At 74.9% G+C, this 17,396-nt stretch carries 13 protein-coding genes; 6 read left to right on the top strand and 7 right to left on the bottom strand.

Features of this window, described 5'->3' with window-relative positions; genetic code table 11:
- The first annotated feature begins 271 nt into the window (after positions 1-271).
- A complete protein-coding gene (locus ABT247_RS22080; protein WP_350744712.1) occupies positions 272-1,063 on the top strand; it encodes a COG4705 family protein in 792 nt (263 codons plus the stop codon).
- Positions 1,064-1,198: 135 nt separating this feature from the next.
- Positions 1,199-1,966: a phosphatase PAP2 family protein gene (locus ABT247_RS22085; protein WP_350744714.1), complete on the top strand. Its 768-nt coding sequence runs from the start codon at positions 1,199-1,201 to the stop codon at positions 1,964-1,966.
- Positions 1,967-2,062: 96 nt separating this feature from the next.
- Here the strand turns inward: ABT247_RS22085 and ABT247_RS22090 are convergent, their stop codons facing one another.
- From ABT247_RS22090 to ABT247_RS22100, 3 genes are all read right to left on the bottom strand, one after another.
- Entirely contained in the window at positions 2,063-3,013 is a 951-nt protein-coding gene (locus ABT247_RS22090; RefSeq protein WP_350744716.1) for a DUF4232 domain-containing protein, read from the bottom strand.
- Positions 3,014-3,279: 266 nt separating this feature from the next.
- A complete protein-coding gene (locus tag ABT247_RS22095; protein ID WP_350744718.1) occupies positions 3,280-3,561 on the bottom strand; it encodes a DUF6296 family protein in 282 nt (93 codons plus the stop codon).
- Positions 3,562-3,758: 197 nt separating this feature from the next.
- A complete protein-coding gene (locus tag ABT247_RS22100) occupies positions 3,759-4,916 on the bottom strand; it encodes a baeRF2 domain-containing protein (protein ID WP_350744720.1) in 1,158 nt (385 codons plus the stop codon).
- A 296-nt stretch (positions 4,917-5,212) separates the two neighbouring features.
- Here ABT247_RS22100 and ABT247_RS22105 point away from each other — a divergent pair, with 296 nt between their 5' ends.
- On the top strand, positions 5,213-5,620 hold the full coding sequence (locus ABT247_RS22105) for a hypothetical protein (RefSeq protein ID WP_350744721.1): 408 nt from the start codon (positions 5,213-5,215) through the stop codon (positions 5,618-5,620).
- 37 nt (positions 5,621-5,657) lie between these two features.
- Here the strand turns inward: ABT247_RS22105 and ABT247_RS22110 are convergent, their stop codons facing one another.
- The gene (locus ABT247_RS22110; RefSeq protein ID WP_350744723.1) at positions 5,658-6,446 is read right to left on the bottom strand and encodes a hypothetical protein; all 789 of its coding nucleotides are present in this window, start codon (positions 6,444-6,446) and stop codon (positions 5,658-5,660) included.
- A gap of 285 nt (positions 6,447-6,731) precedes the next feature.
- Positions 6,732-9,449, bottom strand: a complete 2,718-nt coding sequence (locus ABT247_RS22115; protein ID WP_350744724.1) for an SdrD B-like domain-containing protein — start codon at positions 9,447-9,449, stop codon at positions 6,732-6,734.
- A 623-nt stretch (positions 9,450-10,072) separates the two neighbouring features.
- On the opposite strand from ABT247_RS22115, the gene ABT247_RS22120 reads away from it, so the two are divergent.
- On the top strand, positions 10,073-10,792 hold the full coding sequence (locus ABT247_RS22120; RefSeq protein WP_350744726.1) for a TetR/AcrR family transcriptional regulator: 720 nt from the start codon (positions 10,073-10,075) through the stop codon (positions 10,790-10,792).
- A gap of 131 nt (positions 10,793-10,923) precedes the next feature.
- Here ABT247_RS22120 and ABT247_RS22125 read toward each other — a convergent pair whose 3' ends face one another.
- Positions 10,924-12,561, bottom strand: a complete 1,638-nt coding sequence (locus ABT247_RS22125) for an amidohydrolase (RefSeq protein WP_350744728.1) — start codon at positions 12,559-12,561, stop codon at positions 10,924-10,926.
- A gap of 229 nt (positions 12,562-12,790) precedes the next feature.
- The gene (locus tag ABT247_RS22130; RefSeq protein ID WP_350744730.1) at positions 12,791-14,269 is read right to left on the bottom strand and encodes an APC family permease; all 1,479 of its coding nucleotides are present in this window, start codon (positions 14,267-14,269) and stop codon (positions 12,791-12,793) included.
- A gap of 193 nt (positions 14,270-14,462) precedes the next feature.
- Here ABT247_RS22130 and ABT247_RS22135 point away from each other — a divergent pair, with 193 nt between their 5' ends.
- Positions 14,463-16,463 carry a glycoside hydrolase family 5 protein gene (locus ABT247_RS22135; protein WP_350744732.1) on the top strand — a complete coding sequence of 667 codons (2,001 nt, stop codon included), beginning with the start codon at positions 14,463-14,465 and terminating at the stop codon, positions 16,461-16,463.
- A gap of 191 nt (positions 16,464-16,654) precedes the next feature.
- Positions 16,655-17,152 (top strand): signal peptide protein, encoded by a 498-nt coding sequence (locus ABT247_RS22140; protein ID WP_350744734.1) that lies wholly within the window; start codon positions 16,655-16,657, stop codon positions 17,150-17,152.
- Positions 17,153-17,396: the final 244 nt, after the last annotated feature.

Genomic DNA, 17,396 nt, shown 5'->3' on the forward strand with positions numbered 1-17,396 from the left:
GGAGTGCCCGCGCACCGTCCAGGTCACCGGCCTCGCCCGCCGCCCTCACCAGCCGGACGAGGTCCTCGTCGGGGCGGAACCGGCCCGCGCCCGAGGCGGGTGACCACCGACACCGTCCTCGGCGGCTGACCACCGACACCGCCCTCGGTGCTCGGACCGCCGAGGTCCCACCCATGGCAGCAGGTACGGCCGGTCCGGCCGGAGCCGCCGGCAGGGCCGGCACGGCTGGTGACCGGCCCGCACAGAAGGGAGCGCCGTCGACTTGGGCGCCGTGACAACCCCCCGGGCGGCCGAGCGCCGCCGGGCCGTGCCCGCGCGGCCGGTCCTGAGCAAGGTCCCGCAGGTGACGGCGGTGTTCTGGGCCGTCAAGATCCTCACCACCGGCATGGGCGAGACCACCTCCGACTACCTCGCCCGGGTCCTCGGGCCCGTCCCGGCGGTCGGCTCGGCCGGGCTGCTGCTGGCCGTCGCGCTGTTCGCCCAGGCCCGGGCCCGGCGCTACGTGCCGGCGGTGTACTGGGCGGCGGTGATCATGGTGAGCGTGTTCGGCACCATGGCCGCCGACGTCGCGCACGTCGCCCTCGGCGTTCCGTACGCCGCCTCGGCGGCGGCGTTCGCCGTGGCCCTCGTCCTGGTGTTCGTGCTGTGGCGCCGGACCGAGGGCACCCTCGCGGTGGAGACCGTCGCGGGCGGCCGCCGCGAGGTCTACTACTGGTGCGCGGTGATGGCCACCTTCGCGCTCGGCACGGCCGTCGGGGACCTGACCGCCGCCACCCTGGGCTGGGGCTACCTGCCCTCCGGGCTGCTGTTCGCCGCCCTGATCGCGGTGCCCGCGCTCGCCCACCGGCTCACCGGCCTCCCGCCGGTCCCGGCCTTCTGGTGGGCCTACGTGCTGACCAGGCCGCTCGGCGCCTGCTTCGCCGACTGGGCCGGCGTCAGCCGTGCGCGCGGGGGCCTGGACCTGGGCACCGGGCCGGTCAGCCTCGTGCTCGCGGTGGTGATCGTGGCGGCCGTGGCGTGGCTGAGCACGGCCGAGCGCCGCGAGGACCGAGCATTGGCCTGATCCCCGGTCGGCCATCGGGCCGGCCCGGGTCCTGATCCGAGGAAGGGCGCAGCACACGATGAGCCACCCGTGGAGCCTTCCGGCCGTCGGACCGCCGGCGGCCGGAGCAGCCGTCGGGACCGGCTCGGAGCGGCTGTGCCCGCGTCTCCCGGCGGGTGCGCGGTGACGGCGGGCCGGCCGGTCGCGCCGGCGCGCAGCGGCCGCGACCGGCAGCGCCGGCTCGTGGTCGGCGTCGCGGTGCTGCTGGCCGCGGCCCTGACGGCGCTGACGGCCCTGCTCGCCTCCAGGGGCTGGACCCCGTTCGGCTTCGAGCGGAGCGCCGACGCGTGGAGCGCGAGCCACCGGCCCGCCCCCGCCCGTACGGTGGCGGCGGCGATCACCTCGCTCGGCTCCGGCGCCGTGCCGTACCTCCTCGCCCTGGCCGCCGGGGCCGTCGCCGTCCGGGCCCTGCCGCCGCCCCGGGCACCGCGCCGGGCGGTGCTGCTGCTGGCGGCCCCACTGCTGTGGCTGCTCGCGGGCCAGGCGGTGCGGCTGGGTCTGATGCAGGCCTTCGCGCGGCCCCGGCCGGCCCGGCCGGAGTGGGCCACCGCCGCCTCCGGCTACTCCTACCCCTCGGGGCACTCCTTCACCTCCGCGGTCTGTGCCGGGCTGCTGGCCATGGCCGTCGTCCGGGCCCGCCCGGCGGCCGCCGCGGGCCGGGCGGTCGTCGCGGCCGCCGCCCTGTTCGCGGCCCTGGTCGGCCTCAGCCGCGTCTACCTCGGGGTGCACTGGCCGCTGGACGTCCTCGGCGGCTGGCTGCTCGGCTGCATCTGGCTCGCCGTGGGCTCGGCGGTGCTTCCCCGGGTCCCGGGCACCGGCCCGCCGCCGGTTGCGCGCGGGTCCGGGGAGGCGCCAAGGGCATGACCGCGGGTCCCGGATGCGGCCGTCGGGGGGGCGGCGCCGGGAGCGCGAGGGCCCGCGGCCCGGAGGACGGTCGAGGGGACGGCCTGTGACGCCCGGTCAGCCCGCCGGACGGCTGGGCACCGGCTCCGTGCCGTCGTCCCGGGCCCAGGCACCGACGCCGAGCCGACCGGTGGTGCCGAGGTCGAGTTCCGGGGTGACCATCACCGGGGCCGCCTGCGCAGTGGCCCGGACGCGGACGTAGGGGACGTTCACCGGCTCTCCGGCCTCGGTGGTGTTGCGCCACACCAGCGTCGCGTGGGCGCCCTCCCCCGGGCGCAGTTCGATCCGCTGCGGCGGGGCGTCCGCGCCGGTGCCGGTGGCGATCCCGCTGCCGCCGGGCAGAATGGTCACCCCCTCGACCGGGCGGTGCCGCAGGTCGAGCAGCTCCAGCTGCGGGTAGCCGTCGAGGGTCACCGGGGACGTGCCGCAGTTGCGCAGCACGAGCCCGACCACCCGCAGGCCCATCGCGGCGTCGCCCTGGTCGGCGTGGAGCCGCAGGCCCGACGCCGGGCACGGGCCGCCGGGCTGCGGCGCCTCGGCACTGGGGACGCTGCGGACCCTGGCGATGCTCACCCGTGGTGCGGCGCCCGGCCGGTGCGGACCGCCGCCGCCCAGCTCGGTGCGCTTCCGCTCGGTGGCTCCCGGGGCGAGGCCGGTGACGGTTGCGGCGAGCCGGTCCAAGGCGGCCCCGGTCGCCGAGCGCCGAGTGAACTCCACGGTGACGTCGGACCGTTCATCGCCTTGGTTGGTCACCTCGTACTCCACACAGGTGCGGCCGACGGAGACGATCCGCACGCCGTCCTGCGCGAGGCCGTCCGACTCCGCCGAACCGGCGGCGGCGGTGGCGATCGGCGCTCCGCACGGTGCGCCGCCGGGCGATGCCGCGGGACCGTCGGCACTTCGGGAGCCGCAGCCGGCCAGCAGGACGGCGGAGAGCGCGACGGCGGCGGAGAGCGCGACCGGCCGACGGCCCGTCAGCGGAGCGTGGGAGTTCTCGGACTGGCGCATCCGATGATGCGATCACGAACCGCCCGGGAGCGGCTGTGAGCCGCACCACTTCGTCTGCAACAGCCGTGCAACGCTCCTCGCCCGGTCGGCCGGGGCGGGACTGACGGCGGCTCAGGCCCGGACGCGATGCCCGGTTCCCGACCCGGGCGAGCGTCCCGGGGTCTCCGGGGCAAGCGCTTGCCGGGCCATGCCGATGGGGTGCCCTGGGGAACGGCGACGGGGGTGGAGGCCGGACAGGGCGGAACCAAGCGGTCACGCTCCGCTGGTCACTGCCAGGCGGAACGCGTCAGGGACTCGGTGCGCGGCGCGCGGGACGGCAGCGGTACGGCGTGCAGGCAGGGGTGGCTGGGCGTTCCGGCCGGAGCGGCCAGGACGGTGGCCACCTCGCCGTTGATCTCCACGCGGAGGTCGCCGTCCGTGTTCTCCCAGACCAGCGTCCCGCCGGGGCCGACGGCCTCGGTGGCGTGGACCACGACGACGGACGGCGGGGCGTGCCCGCAGATCGGTCCGGGCAGGGTCACCGCGTAGCGGCGCTCAAGGCTCTCCATGGCCGGCCTCCTCGTGTGGCACCCCCGCTCGCACTGTCCATTGTGCCCACGAGCGCGCGATTGTACACGAACGGAGACCAACCGGTGGTCTGTGGATCCGACGCTCCGGAAACCTTCACCCCCTTGCGCCGTTGCAGCCGGGTCGGCGGGCGGCCGCGTGGTCGATCCGCTGGGTCACCACCACCCGGTGACCGGTGTCAGGCCACCCATCGCAGGACGGCGCCGAGGCCGCCGGGCGGGCCGGGCACGGCCTCCGGCACCAGCAGCGCCTCCGCGCCGACGGCCGTTGCGCAGCGCAGCAGGGCGTCGGCGGCCGGTGCCTGGTGCGGCTCGGCGACTCCCATGGCCCGCAGGTCGTTCCGCTGCACGCCGATGTGCTCGGGCCGCGGGCCCGTCCACACCGGGCGCTCCGGGTCGTGACCGCCCGGCTGGAGCAGCAGTGCGGCGAGCTGGTTCTGCCGGGCGGCGGCGACCACGGCGGGCACGCCCTGGGCGGCGGCGCCGGGCGCGGTCTCGGTGCCGGCGGCGTCGGTGCCGTGCTCCCCCGGGCGTCCGATGCCGGTGCGGAAGGCGTCCAGCACGGTGTCCAGGTGATGCGCCCGGTGACCGTTCCAGGCCGTCGCGATCCGCTGGTCGAAGACCTCACGGGCGATGCCGTCGGCCCGGCCGCCGCCGTCCACCTCGACGGTGTGCGGCCGCAGCTGCGGCGGCAGCAGCTCGTGGACGGCCCGGCGCTCCCGGACGTCGCCGGTCAGCACGAGCAGGTCCGCGCCGCTGCCCGGCCAGACCCGGCCGAGGTGGTCGGCGATGATCGCGGCGGTGCGGTCCCAGGCGTCCTCGACCCGGTGGCGGTAGTGCCACTCGTACCGGTCGGCGGGCGGGGCGCGGTGGCCTCGGCCCTGCCACTGCTTGCCCTCGACGGTGCCCAGCCGAGCGGCACCGCCGAACTCCCGGCGCTCCAGTTCGGCGCCGGTGCGGTCGACGGCCACCACCAGGCAGCGCGGAAGGGCGTCGTCGAGCAGGTCGAGCAGCGGGGCGGTGTGCGGCAGCGGCGCCCAGTCGACGGCCACGTCGGGCGGTGAGGTGGCGAGCGCGGTGTCGACCACGACCTCGCCGTCGGCGGCGAACAGCGCCCGCCCGGGCGGGGAGCCGCCGGCCGGTTCGGCGGCCAGCCGGTCCCGGACGGCGGCGCAGGTGCGGTCGTCGACGCCGAGCCCGGCCAGTCGGTGTACGGCTGCCCGGTCGAGGAGGGCCCGGCGCGGGGCGGCGTCCTCGGTGGCGCGGGAGGTGTCGAGGTAGACGGAGGCCCAGGGGCCGGGCCGGTCGAGCAGCGGTGTGAGGAACGCGAGATCCATGGCGGCCTCCCGGAATCGGCGGGCTACTGGCCGGCGCCTACCCGACTGCGGGCGGGGGACACCCGGCCGGGGCGGTCGGGCGCGTCGGCCGTTCGCAGGGGTCGGCCGTGCGGAGGCCGGGTCGGAAGCCGGCCGGGTCCGCCGCGTCGCGACCGGGTCGGCCGTTCGGAGGCAGTCGGATGAACTGACCGAGCCGCTCCGACCGCGGTGCGCGGGTGGTCGGTACGGTCGGTGCCCGGTTGGAGGGCTCGCCGGAGCGGGCCCGGAGACTTCGGAGACTCGAGACTGGAGACGACATGAGGCTTTCCGGACGCCGGACCGGCACCGCCGTCGCCGTCGCGCTCGGCGTCGCGGGTCTCACGGCCGGTGCCCGCGCCGTGGCGTCCGCCCGGGCCGCGGCGTCGGTCCCCGTCCGGGTGGACATGCCCGCAGTGGTGCCCGTCGCCCTGAGCGTCACCCAGGCGCGACCCACCAGCCTGAGCGCGTCCGCGGCCCATGCCCGGACCGGCGAGCCGCTGCCCGGCCTGGCCGTCCGGTTCTACTCGGCGGCGGGCCGCTTCCTGGGCTCCTCCACCACGGACGGCGACGGCGTCGCCGAGGTCGTCGTCCCGCCGGACCTCGGGCCCGGCGGCCACCTGGCCTCGGTGTTCGGGGACGGCTTCCACTCCGCCGCCCGGGCCGTGCTGCCCGCCGGGGCCCGCTGACTCCGCCGACCGCTGCCCCGCGCCCGGCCCCACCGCGTCAGCCGGTGAGCCAGGGGGCCTCGGGCAGCTTGGCGTCGGCCTGCTGTCCGGAGAACTCGAGCGTGGTCGGGGTGCCGAGGCCCGCCATCTGCATGGTGACCCGGCCCAGCGTGCCGTTCCCGTCCACCCAGTAGGTGAGCGGCGATCGGGCGCCGTCCGGGGCCGCGCCCTGGGCGCGCGGGCCCGCGAAGCGGTCGTAGTCGTGGTCGCCGATCCGGTCGCGGCCGAGCCGGCGGGCCCCGGACTGGGCGAGCAGCAGCGGGTTGTCCGGCCGGTCCGCGCCGAGTTGGACCAGCAGTTGGAGGCCGGCGTCCAGCGGATCGGCGGTGTAGGAGCGCGGGGACCAGCCGGTGCGGGGGATCCGCTCGGCCTGCTGCCAGGGCGGGGCCGGATCACCCTCGGGGTCGGGGGCCAGGCCGAGGCCGCCGGTGTCCCAGATGACCAGGCCGTGGTCGAGCGGGCCGCTCGCGCCGGTGGTCCGGTAGCGCCCGGCGCCCCGGTGGGTCCGGTAGTCGACCACCCCTTCGACCCGGACCTGCACTCCCCCGCCCTCGGAGGCGGTGAGCACCACCCCGACCGGGCTGGCCTGATAGAGGTTCAGCCGGGACAGCGCCAGCCGGGACGCCTCGTCCGTGGTGACCGGCCGCTCGGCGGTCCCGTCGGAGGCCGACCGGTAGGCGACGACACCGGCCGCCACGGCGCCGCAGACCGCGAGCGCGATCAGCGCCCTCAGCCAGTGGGCCTTCCGGCGGGGCGGCGGGGCGGCGGTCCTGGTCCTGCGGGCCATGCGGCTTTCCTCTCCCGATCTCTTCGACTCGTGTCCGTTCGTGTCCGTTGCGTCCCTTCCGGCCCCGGGTTCCGGCCCCGGGCTCCGGCCCACCGTCGGTCCCCGCCGGCGCGGGAACCGGTAGCGGAGTCGCCCCAGGGACCGGCCACGGACGGCCCACGGACCGGCCATTGGACCGGCCATTGGACCCGCCAGGCACCGGTCAGGGATTCGGGCGGGTGCCCGGACAACTCGTCCGGGCACCCGCCCGTTCCGGTTCGTCACCCCGTCATCGGCGGGGTGCGCTTACCGGTGCTGGGCCCTGCGCCTGCGCGTCAGGACGAACAGCGCCGCACCGAGCACGGTGAGCGCCGCGGCGCCCGTGGTGATCAGCGGGAGGCCCTCCCCCGCTCCGGTGTGGGGGAGCTGCCCGCCCGGTGCCGGCGGGGCCGGCGGTGCGGGCGGAGCGGGCGGTGCCGGGTTGGTCGGCGCCGGGGTGGGCGTCGTCGACTCGGTCGGGGACGGCGTGGGAGTGGGCGTCGGGGTGGGCGTCGGGGTCGGGATCAGCTTGTTGACGGCCGTCACCTCGACTCCGGTGTCGAGGTTGTCGGCGGTGAGCACCAGCGGCCCGAAGACGGTGGTGTCCGGGGCCGAGTAGCCGGCCGGCGGGCTGAGTTCCTGCCAGTAGTACGTGCCGACCGTACCGCTGCCCCGGCAGATGCCGTCGGCCGCGGTCGTACAGGGCTCACCGACGGGCGTGTCGGCCTTGGTACCGGTGGTCTGGAGGCCGTCGGTGCCGTTGGTGTCGCGCCACAGCTGGAACTTGGCCCCGGCGAGCGGCTTGCCGTCCTGGTCGTGCTTGACCAGCTTCAGCGCGCCCTCCTGCTGTCGGAAGCCGAAGTCGAAGGTGTGGTCGTTCTCGCCCGGTCCGCCGGTGGTCAGCGCCCGTTCGGGGAACTTCGCGTCGGCGGGGACGATGCCCTTGGAGTCGACGAAGTGGTTGTCGCCGACGTCGTGGTCGGTGGGCACCCACTGGTACAGGGGCCCGCCCTTGGCGTAGTCGGCCGGGTTGTCGAGGCGGATGGTGTACTTGGTCCGGGGCTTGAGCCCGCCGGTGACGTCGGAGTCGTCGAAGTAGTACTCGCCGCGCGCCGTCGTCTTCGTCGTGCCGACCAGCTTCCCCGACTCGTCGTAGAGGTTGACGGTGGCGCCCGCGACCGGGCGCTGGCCCGGGTTCTGGACGCCCTTGCGCTCGGGGTCGTACCAGACGCGGTTGCCGATCTGCAACGGCGCCTGGTCGCAGAGCACTTCGAGGTCACCCATCGCGGCGCCCTTGCCGAAGGGGGAGGCGGTTCCCGCCGGAGTCAGCCGCAGGCCGAACTTCGGGTCGTTCGTGCCGTCCTTGCGCTCCAGGAACGAGGTGCCGTAGCCGACGGCGGTGTGGTCGGGGTCGAAGGCGGAGACCGCGACGGTGCTCTCGACCTTGGAGAGCGCCGTGCCGGCGAACGCCGTGTTGTGGTGACCACCCCAGGCGGTGGCAAAGAACCGGATGCCCCGGGGGGAGAGCCCGCAGCCGAGGTTGACGTCCATCACGTACATGCCGTTCGACAGGCAGGCCTTGTTCAGGTCGCCGCCGGACATGACGGTGGCCGAGTTCGGCGCCGGGGCGCCCGGTCCGCGGTCGGCGAAGCGGTCCTTGAAGGCCAGCAGCATCGAGCCGTCGGTCTCGAACTGGATCTCGCCGAGCTCCGGTTCGGGAAAGGCGATGGTGGTGTTGCCGCAGACCCTGCCGTTCTGCGAGGCCGGGAAGGTGCTGGTCCACGGGAACCAGCCCGCGCCGTCGCACGGGCCGCCGCCGACGGTGGACTGGCGCGGGTAGTCCATCGGCTGGTCCAGCACCGGCTTGCCGAACGCCCCGGTGTCGAGGTCGAACGGCAGGACCAGGGCGCGCACGTCGGTCAGCTTGCCGGTGGACTCGCCGGAGCAGACTCCGCCGAGGTAGCCGGTGCCGTCCTGCATGCCGAGGCCGTAGGGCCGCCAGTCCGCAGCCGACGGGCAGCCGGGGTCCGGGATCGGGTAGGAGGCCTTGGGCGCGGCGGCCGTCGGCTTGGTGGCGTCGTAGCGGTAGAGCTTGCGGTCGTTCAGGTTGACGACGAACAGGTCCTTGCCGTCGTCGGTGATCTTGATGCCGCCCAGGCTCTCCTTTCCGGGCACGTCGAGGAAGGCGTCGTCCGTCCCCGGCCCGTGCGCGGTGCTGCCCGCGTTCGGGACGGTGGTGAAGACGGTCGTCTTCTTCTTCGCCGGGTCGCTCAGGTCGGTGACGTAGATCCCGCCGGAGCCGGCGGGGCCGTAGTCGGTGGTGCGCTTGGCCGTTGCCGCGGAGAACAGCCGCTTTTCCGCCTTGTTCCAGGCGAGGCCGAAGATCGTGCCGGTCTCGGCGTCGGTGGCGATGTTCGTCGCCGCGTTGCCGGGTCCCTCCTGGCCGCGCATGTCGTACGGGAAGGTGACCAGCGTGCGCTGGTTCCCGCCCTGGTAGGTGGGCGTCTGACAGGCCGTTGCCAGCGGCGCGTTCTTCTGGCAGTAATCCCCCGGGTTCCAGAGCCCGGTGGTGTACGAGACGTTCTTGCCCCCGGAGAGGTCGACGAACTCCTCGTTGCTGCTGAGCTGGGTGGGTGCGCCGTCCAGCCCCTGGCGCGAGGCGAAGGCCGGGAACAGCACGCCCGGCTTCGGGTTCACCACCTGCACCCGGTACTTGCCGCCGGCCGCCTTGGTCGTCGCCGGGGCGAGCGTCACCGTGCCGTCCGCCGCCGTGACGCCGTCGATCCCGAAGCCGGCGTCATCGGTGAGCGTGACCTTCACGCCCGCGATGCCCGGCTCCAGCGCGGGCGTCCACACCCCGGAGGTGTCCACGGCCCGGATCACCCGGACCGTCACCGAGCCGTCCCCGGTCTGCGAGACGGCCGCCGGGGCCACCGCCAACGAGGAACTTCCCACCGCGATGGCGAGCGCCGCCAGGCGGCTCACGGCGTGGCGTCCGGGCAGGCCCGGTCGTCGCCGTCCCGGACCGCGAGCGGCGCCGGTCATCCGTTCACTTGTCGTTGTCATCCCTGCTCTCATCGTCCCGAGGGCCCACCGCCCGAGCTCGCGAGGGAGTTCGCGTGTGGCGGGGAAGCCGCCATTGTTAACGGGAGCTTAAAGGGGCTTCACTCAACTACGGGCTGGAATCCGGAGCTTTGACGTATCGTCAGACGTATCCAGCGGGGCGGTCGACCGACCGCGCTCCACCGGGAACACCACCGGACCTGCGGGAACGCACCCCGCAGCGGCTCCCGGACGTAGACCGAGCGCCAAGTCGACAAAGCCGGGCGCCCCGTACGGGCGAACGCCGGCTCGAACACCACCACGAGCAACTCGGCGATTGCACACACGGTGCGCAAAACTGCACACGACTCATTCCGCCTCACCGGCCCCAGGAGCACCGACAGCCGGGGCCGCAGGCAGCGGAGGCCGGGCCCGGAGGCAGCGGCTCGCGAAACGGCGCCCGGGGCCGGCCGTGAACCGGCTCCGATCCGGCTCGACGCGGGGCCGGGCATCGCGTCCTCCCGCCCTCTGGATTACGTCAACGTGTCTGACCTAGTCTGCCCGGCATGAGCGAACGCGTGGTCCCCGAACCCGAGCGCCGGCGCCGCAGGCCCACCAAGCACGGGGTCGTCCTCTCCCGGGAGCTGATCGTCGACACCGCACTGCGGCTGATCGGGCAGCACGGCGCCGAGGCCCTCACCGTGCGCCGCCTCGGCGCCGCACTCGGTGCCGACCCCAGCGCCGTCTACCGGTACTTCCACAGCACCGACGACCTGCTGCTGGCCGTCGCCGACGAGCTGATCGGGCTCGCCCAGGCGGGCTGGCAGCCCACCGGCGACTGGCGGGCCGACCTGCGGGCCATCGGGATGCGGATCCACTCCGCCTACCAGGCCCACCCGCAGGCCGCCGTCCTGGCCGCCCACCGCACCACCGGCCGCACCCACGAGACCGCCGCCGTCGAGGCGATCCTCGGGGTGCTGCGCAGGGCGGGCTTCCCGGACCGGGAGGCCGTGCGGATCTACCACGCCTTCGTCGACCAGAGCCTGGGTTTCGCCGCGCTGGACGCCGCCGCCCTCGCCCTGCCCGCCGCGGCGGCCCGGGCGGACCTCGAGGTCTGGCAGGCGTCCTACGCCCGCCTCGACCCCGCGACCCACCCCCACATCGCGGCGACCGCCCACCTGCTGACCGCCGACATGCGGTCCAGCGGCTACCCGTACGCCCTCGAGCTGCTCCTCGACGCGGCCGCCGCCCGGCTCGCCGCGGCGGGTCACGCCGGGACGAGCTGAGCGGCGGGCCGGGCCGGGCCGGGGAGCGCGCCGAGCCACGAGCCGGGCGGCGCCGGGGAGCGCGCCGAGCAGGGCCGAGGAACGCGCCGAGCACGGCCGGGGAGCGCGCCGAGGTGGGGCGGGCGCGCAGGTCAGTCCGCCGCGTGGACCAACTGCCCGCCCACGTACGTCCGCAGCACCCGGGCCGCCGCGATCTCCTCGGCCGGTCCGGTCAGGATGTCCCGGTCGAGCACGACCAGGTCGGCCAGCCGGCCGACCGCCAGCGTCCCCGCGTCGTCGTGGCCGTTCACATGGGCGGAACCGGCCGTGTAGGCGGCGACGGCGGTGGCGAGGTCGAGGCGCTGCTCGGGCAGGAAGACCCGCCCGTCGACGGCCCCCGGTTCCATCCGGTTGACGGCGACGTGCAGGCCGGCCAGCGGGTCCGGGCTGCTGACCGGCCAGTCGCTGCCTGCCGCCAGGGTGGCCCCCGCGCGGTGGAGCGCGCCGAACGGGTACTGCCAGGCGGCGCGTTCGGGACCGAGGAACGGGATGGTCAGCTCGTCCATCTGCGGTTCGTGGGCGGCCCACAGCGGCTGGATGTTGGCGATCGCGCCGACTTCGGCGAAGCGCCGGATGTCGTCCGGGTGGACGACCTGGAGGTGGGCGAGGTGGTGCCGCGTGTCGCGGCGGCCGTTCGCGGCGCGGGCCGCCTCGACGGCGTCCAGCGCCTCGCGGACCGCGCGGTCCCCGAGGGCGTGGAAGTGCACCTGGAAGCCGAGCGCGTCCAGCTGGGTGACGTAGCCGCGCAGTTCGACCGGGTCGACGAAGCTGAGGCCCGAGTTGGCGGTGGCGCAGCCGCAGCCGTCCAGGTAGGGGCTCGTCATCGCGGCGGTGAAGTTCTCCGCGATGCCGTCCTGCATGATCTTCACCGAGCCGGCCCGGAACCGGCCGTGGCTCGACTCGGCCCGGCGTGCGACCAGTTCGGGGATCTGCTCGGCGCCCCGGTCGCGGTCCCACCAGAGCGCGCCGGTCACCCGGGCGGTGAGCGCGCCGGAGCGGGCGGCCGCGAGATAGGCGTCGGTCGGGTCCGGCTGGCCGTTGAACTCGCCGAGCAGCGCGTCCTGCCAGCCGGTGATGCCGAGCGAGTGCAGGAGGCGCTGCGCCCGCAGCAGGCCGTCCAGCCGGTCCGCGGCGGTGCCGGCCGGGACCAGCCGGGCGACCAGCGCGGTGGCGCCCTCCTGGAGCATGCCGGTGGGCGTGCCGTCGGCCTCCCGCTCGATCCGGCCGTCCGCCGGGTCGGGGGTGTGGCGGGTGAGGCCGGCCAGTTCGAGGGCGCGGGTGTTGGCCCAGGCTCCGTGGTGGTCGCGGTTGGTGAGGTAGACCGGGCGGTCGGCGACGGCGGAGTCGAGCAGGTGGCGAGTCGGCAGTCCGCCGTCGAAGGCCTCCAGCGACCAGCCGCTGCCGGTGATCCACGCCTGACCGGGGTTGGCCTCGGCGTAGGCGCGGATCCGCTCCAGGCACTCGACCGCGGAGACCGTGCCGGTGAGGTCGCAGGCGGCCGACTCGGTTCCGCCGAACACCGCGTGGATGTGGGCGTCCTGGAAGCCCGGCAGCAGCAGCTTGCCGGAGAGGTCCACCACCTCGGTGCGCGGCCCGATCAGCTCGCGGAGCTCGTCGTGCCCGACGGCGGTGATCCGCTCGCCGGTGACGGCCAGGCTGCTCGCCCGGGTGCGGGCGGCGTCGCCGGTGTGCACGGGGCCGTGGGTGAAGACCAGGTCGGCCTGGGTCATGGGTGGTGCTCCGTTCTCGGGTCGTGCGTCAGCGGTCGTCGTGCGTCAGCGGTCGTCGGGCGTCAGCGGTCGTCGGGCGTCGGCGGTCGTCGGGCGTCAGCGGTTGTCGGACACCGGCGCCCCCGCGACAGCGGTTGTCGGATGCCGGCGCCCCCGCGACAGCGGTCGTGCGTCGGCGGTCGTGCGTCGGCGGTCCCCTGTCGGCTGGGCGGGTGCGCCGGGGAGGGGATCAGTTCGTCGGGTCGAGGAAGTACGGGGAGCGCCGCCGCCAGCGCGCCCAGGCCGCCGAGGGGAGGCCGGTGACGACCATCAGCGTCACCACGGTCAGCTCGAACCAGCCGTTGTCCGCAGCGAGTTCGAAGTGGTCCGTCGAGTCGTAGAAGGTCCAGGCGAGGTAGCCGCCGACGGCGAGCAGTACGGCCGCGCCGAGCAGCGGCCCGACCACTGCGCGCAGCCCCTGGAGCGGGTCGTCGCGCAGCAGGTGGCGGAAGCGGACGGCGGCCGCGACGGCGGTGAGTGCGTAGTAGAGCGCGACGATGACGCCGATCGCGTTGACGGAGGCCGAGATGAGGTCGTTGACGGTGGGGATGACCAGCGAGGCGAGGGCGAGGAGCACGGCGACACCGGTGATCAGCAGGGTGCCGACGGCGGGGGTGGCGTGCTCGCGGTGCAGCCTGGTCCAGACCCGGCCGAGCACGCCGTCGCGGCCCATCGCGTACATCCCCCGCGCGGTGGGGATCACCGAGGACTGGAGCGAGGCCACCGCGGAGAACGTCAGCGCGACCAACGGGAGCGCGGCCAGCGGCTGGTGGGCGAGCCGGGTGCCGAAGTAGGTCAGCCCGTGCGCACCGTTGTCGGCCAACTCGTCGAGCGGCAGCACGCGTTGGAAGGCGGTGCCGGCGAGCAGGAAGAGCAGCAGCATCACCACCAGGGCGAGGAAGCCGCCCCGGGAGGCGTCGCGCGGTTCGCGCACCTCCTCGCCGACGCTGAACACCGACTCGAAGCCCCAGTAGCAGAACACCGCCAGCACCATGCCCTGCGCCACCGCGTCGAGGGAGGGCAGGTCGAAGGGGTTGTACCACTGGAGCGAGAACGGCTGGTCGCCGGCGAACAGGCCGTAGCCGCAGAAGCCGAGCAGCACCAGGTACTCGAAGACCAGCAGCGCCTTCTGCAGCCGGGCGGCGAGGTCGAGCCCGCGCACCGCGACGAGTGCGGCGCCGATCAGGACGGCGAGGCCGAGCACCGTGCACTGGACGGTGGAGTCGGCGTCCAGTCGCAGTCCGGCGACGCTGTGCAGGTGCGCCTCGTCGAGCAGTTGGATGACCGCCGAACCGGTGACGGTGGTGGTGTACGCCATGAAGACCACCGTGCCGACGGTGTTCACCCAGCCGGTGAGGAAGCCCAACCAGGGGTTGAGGATCCGGCCGACCCAGCGGTAGCTGCTGCCGGCGTCCGGTTCGACGGCGTTCAGCCGCCCGTAGCCGCCGGCGATGGCGAGCACGGGCAGGAAGGCCAGCAGCATGATCGCGGGGAGGTGCAGGCCGACGACTCCGGCCATCAGGCCCAGGCCGATGCCGATGCTGCTGGTGGCGGCCGTGCTGGAGGCGGCGATCACCGCGCCGTCCAGCAGGCCGATGGACTTGTGCAGGGCGCCGTGGCCCGCGCCCGCTCTCGGACCGCTGCCCGTGTCCTTCACCGTGGATGCCAACGGATCACCGCCTTGCTCGTGGGGGGGGTGGGGGTGGGGCGGGGGAAGTGCGAGCCATGAAACCGGCGGCTCCGGTCACACGTCAATGCTGTTGTCATAAGGATTTCCTCCACTCCACGGCCTCGTGTCGGCGACCTTTCTTGACGTACCGTCAACAAGCTCTCCCCCCGGCCGCCCTCGCCCTGGAGGATCCGTGAAACCCGTCCGCTCGGCCCGTACGGCCGCCCTCACGACTGCGGCCCTGCTGGCCGCCCTGGTGAGCGCCGCCCCACCGGCACCAGCCGCCGCAGCCCCGCCCTCACCGTCCACCCCGCCCGCGCGGACCGCGCCCTCCCCCTCACCCGTGCAGGCCGCACCGCCCGCCGGCTCCTCACCGGTGCTGACCGGTGCTCAGCTCGCGGCCTCCTGGACCGGCCCGCTGAGCACCCGCGGGCGGTACGTCGTCGACGCCGACGGCAACCGGTTCAAACTGAAGGGCGGCAACTGGGACGGCGCCCAGGGCCACTACCTGGGCAGCGGCGACCCGGCCGACCCGGCGAACAACGAGCACGGCGAGGTCTCGTACAACACCCCGCTCGGGCTGGACCGCGCGCCGATCGGTGCGATCCTGGACGGCTTCCACCGACTGGGGATCAACAGCATCCGGCTGCCCTTCGCCGACGCGATGATCCACGACAGCACGCCGGTGCCGGACGCGGCGGTGGCGGCCAACCCCCGGCTCAGGGGCAGCACCCCGCTGGAGGTGTACGACGCGGTGGTGGCCGCGCTGACCGCCGACGGCTTCGCGGTGGTGCTCAACAACCACACCACCACCTACCGCTGGTGCTGCGGCCTGGACGGCAACGAGCGCTGGAACAGCGGCCAGAGCACCGCCCAGTGGGAGGACGACTGGCTGTTCATGGCCCGGCGCTACGCCGGCAACAAGCGGGTGGTCGGCGCCGACCTGCGCAACGAGGTCCGCCGGGACACCTGGGACGACCCCAACTGGGGCCTGGGTGACGCCCACGACGAGTACGCCGCCTTCGAGGAGGCCGGCAACCGGATCCTCCAGGCCGACCCGGACCTGCTGATCATCATGGAGGGCATCAACTGGCAGGGCATCCCCGCCGCGCTCTTCCCGCACGGCCGCCCGATGCTCACGCCGGTGGCGACGCTCTCCAACACCCTCGTCCGCTCCGGGAAGCTGGTCTACTCGGCCCACTTCTACGGGTTCACCGGCCCCGCCAACTCCGGCGCCGGCAGCGGCCCGGGCGCCACCGACGACCCCCGCTACCAGGACTTCAGCCCGGACCAGCTCGCCCAGGTGGTCGACCAGGAAGCCCTGTTCGTCACCCGGACCGGGCAGCACTTCACCGCACCGGTGTGGATCAGCGAGTTCGGCGCGGCCGGCCGCGGCTCGACGGACGCCAAGGAGCAGGCCTGGTTCCACACCTTCACGGACATCCTGGCCAGGAACGACACCGACTTCGCCGTCTGGCCCCTCACCGGCTGGTTGGATGCGGGCGGTCGAACGATGGACAACTGGGCCCTGCTCCACTTCGACGCAGCGGGCCGCCCGCTCGGCCTGGACGACCCCGGCGACTGGCGCGCGGCCGACTGGCACAAGCTGGTCGACGCCCCCTCGCTCACCGGCCCCGTCCCGGCCGTCCCGCACTGGAACCTGCTCGACCTCGACCACGCCGACCAGAACGTCTCCGCCGTCATGCTCGCCCAGCCGGACTGGTCCACCGGCAACCGCAAGGGCGACTGCCCCGACAGCCAGCGCCTGACCGGACTCGGCCGTGGCAGCAGCCGGGGCCTGTGCACCGATGCCGGCCAGCCGGCCCGGGCCGACGGGCCCTGGACCACCGTGACCGACGAACGGTACGTGACCGAGGGCGACTGGGCTCCGGGCTACAGCAAACTCCAGTGCCCCGACCGCACCTTCGCCGTCGGCTACAGCGTCCGCTCCAACGCCATGGCGGCCCTGCTCTGCGCCCCGGCCGCCGCCGCGCTCCCGCTCACCGGTCGCAACGTCTGGTTCGACCGAGGCGACAACCGCCCCGCCACCGGGGGCGCCACCCCGGGCGACTGGGCACCGGGCTCCTACAAGGGCCAGTGCGCCGACGGCGAGTACCTGGCCGGCGTCGCCTACACGTGGCGCTGGAACCACGGCGGCGTCCCGGACGCCCTGCTCTGCCGACCGCTGGCCTGATCCCCGGCGCACTCCGAGGAGCGCCCACGTGCCCGGCGGATGCGGCATCCGCCGGGCACGTGCAGGGTGGAGGGGTACGAACCGCCCGACCGGCGAGCGAACCGCCCGACCGGCGACCGTCCGTAGCGATACGGACACCGCCCGCCGGGCGAGCCGCCTCCGGCCGCCGCCCTCGACCGAAGGAGGGGCCCATGCGCACCCGGACGATCCCCCGCCGGGCACTGGCGCTGACCGCCGTCGCCCTCGCCGCCCTGCCGGCTGCCGCGCTCGCTTCCCCCGCCGAGGCCGCCGTCTCCGCGCCTCCGGCCGCCACCGCTGCCGCCGCCCCGGTCGACTTCGTCGACCTGCCGAGCAGCCCGCTGCCGCGCGACCACGCAGCACACCGGATCACCGTCACCTACCGCAACCCCTCGGCGACCGACCGGACGGTGGCCCCGCAGATCCTGATCGAGTCCCCCGACCGGGGCCCGGCCCTCAGCCCGGCGCAGATCAGGCTGGAACTGCTGGGGACGGACGGCCGCTGGCACGCCGTGCCGCTCGCCAGCCAGACCGGCACGCTGTTCAGCTCCCTCCTCCCGGCGAAGATCGTCCTGCACGGCCACCACACGCTCACCGAGCACTACCGGCTCACCGTCCTCGACGGCCCGGCCCGGGGCACGATCGCTCCCCGGATCGCCCTCTACGCCTGAGGCCGGCCCCTCCGGCGCCCGAGGCCGGTCCCATTCGGCGCCCGAGGCCGGTCCCATTCGGCGCCCGAGGCCGGTCCCTTTCGGCGCGGGTACGGCACCGACCCCGTGTGCCGTACCCGGCGCCGATCCGTCGGCGTGCGGCCGTGGGCACCCGCACGCCCTCAAGGCATGCCATGACACCCGGGAGATGTCCCCATCGCCGGACAATCGGGGGACATCAGCGGTATTGTACCCCAGGCACGAA

The sequence above is a fragment of the Kitasatospora sp. NPDC001539 genome, assembly GCF_040298565.1.
GTDB lineage: Bacteria > Actinomycetota > Actinomycetes > Streptomycetales > Streptomycetaceae > Kitasatospora.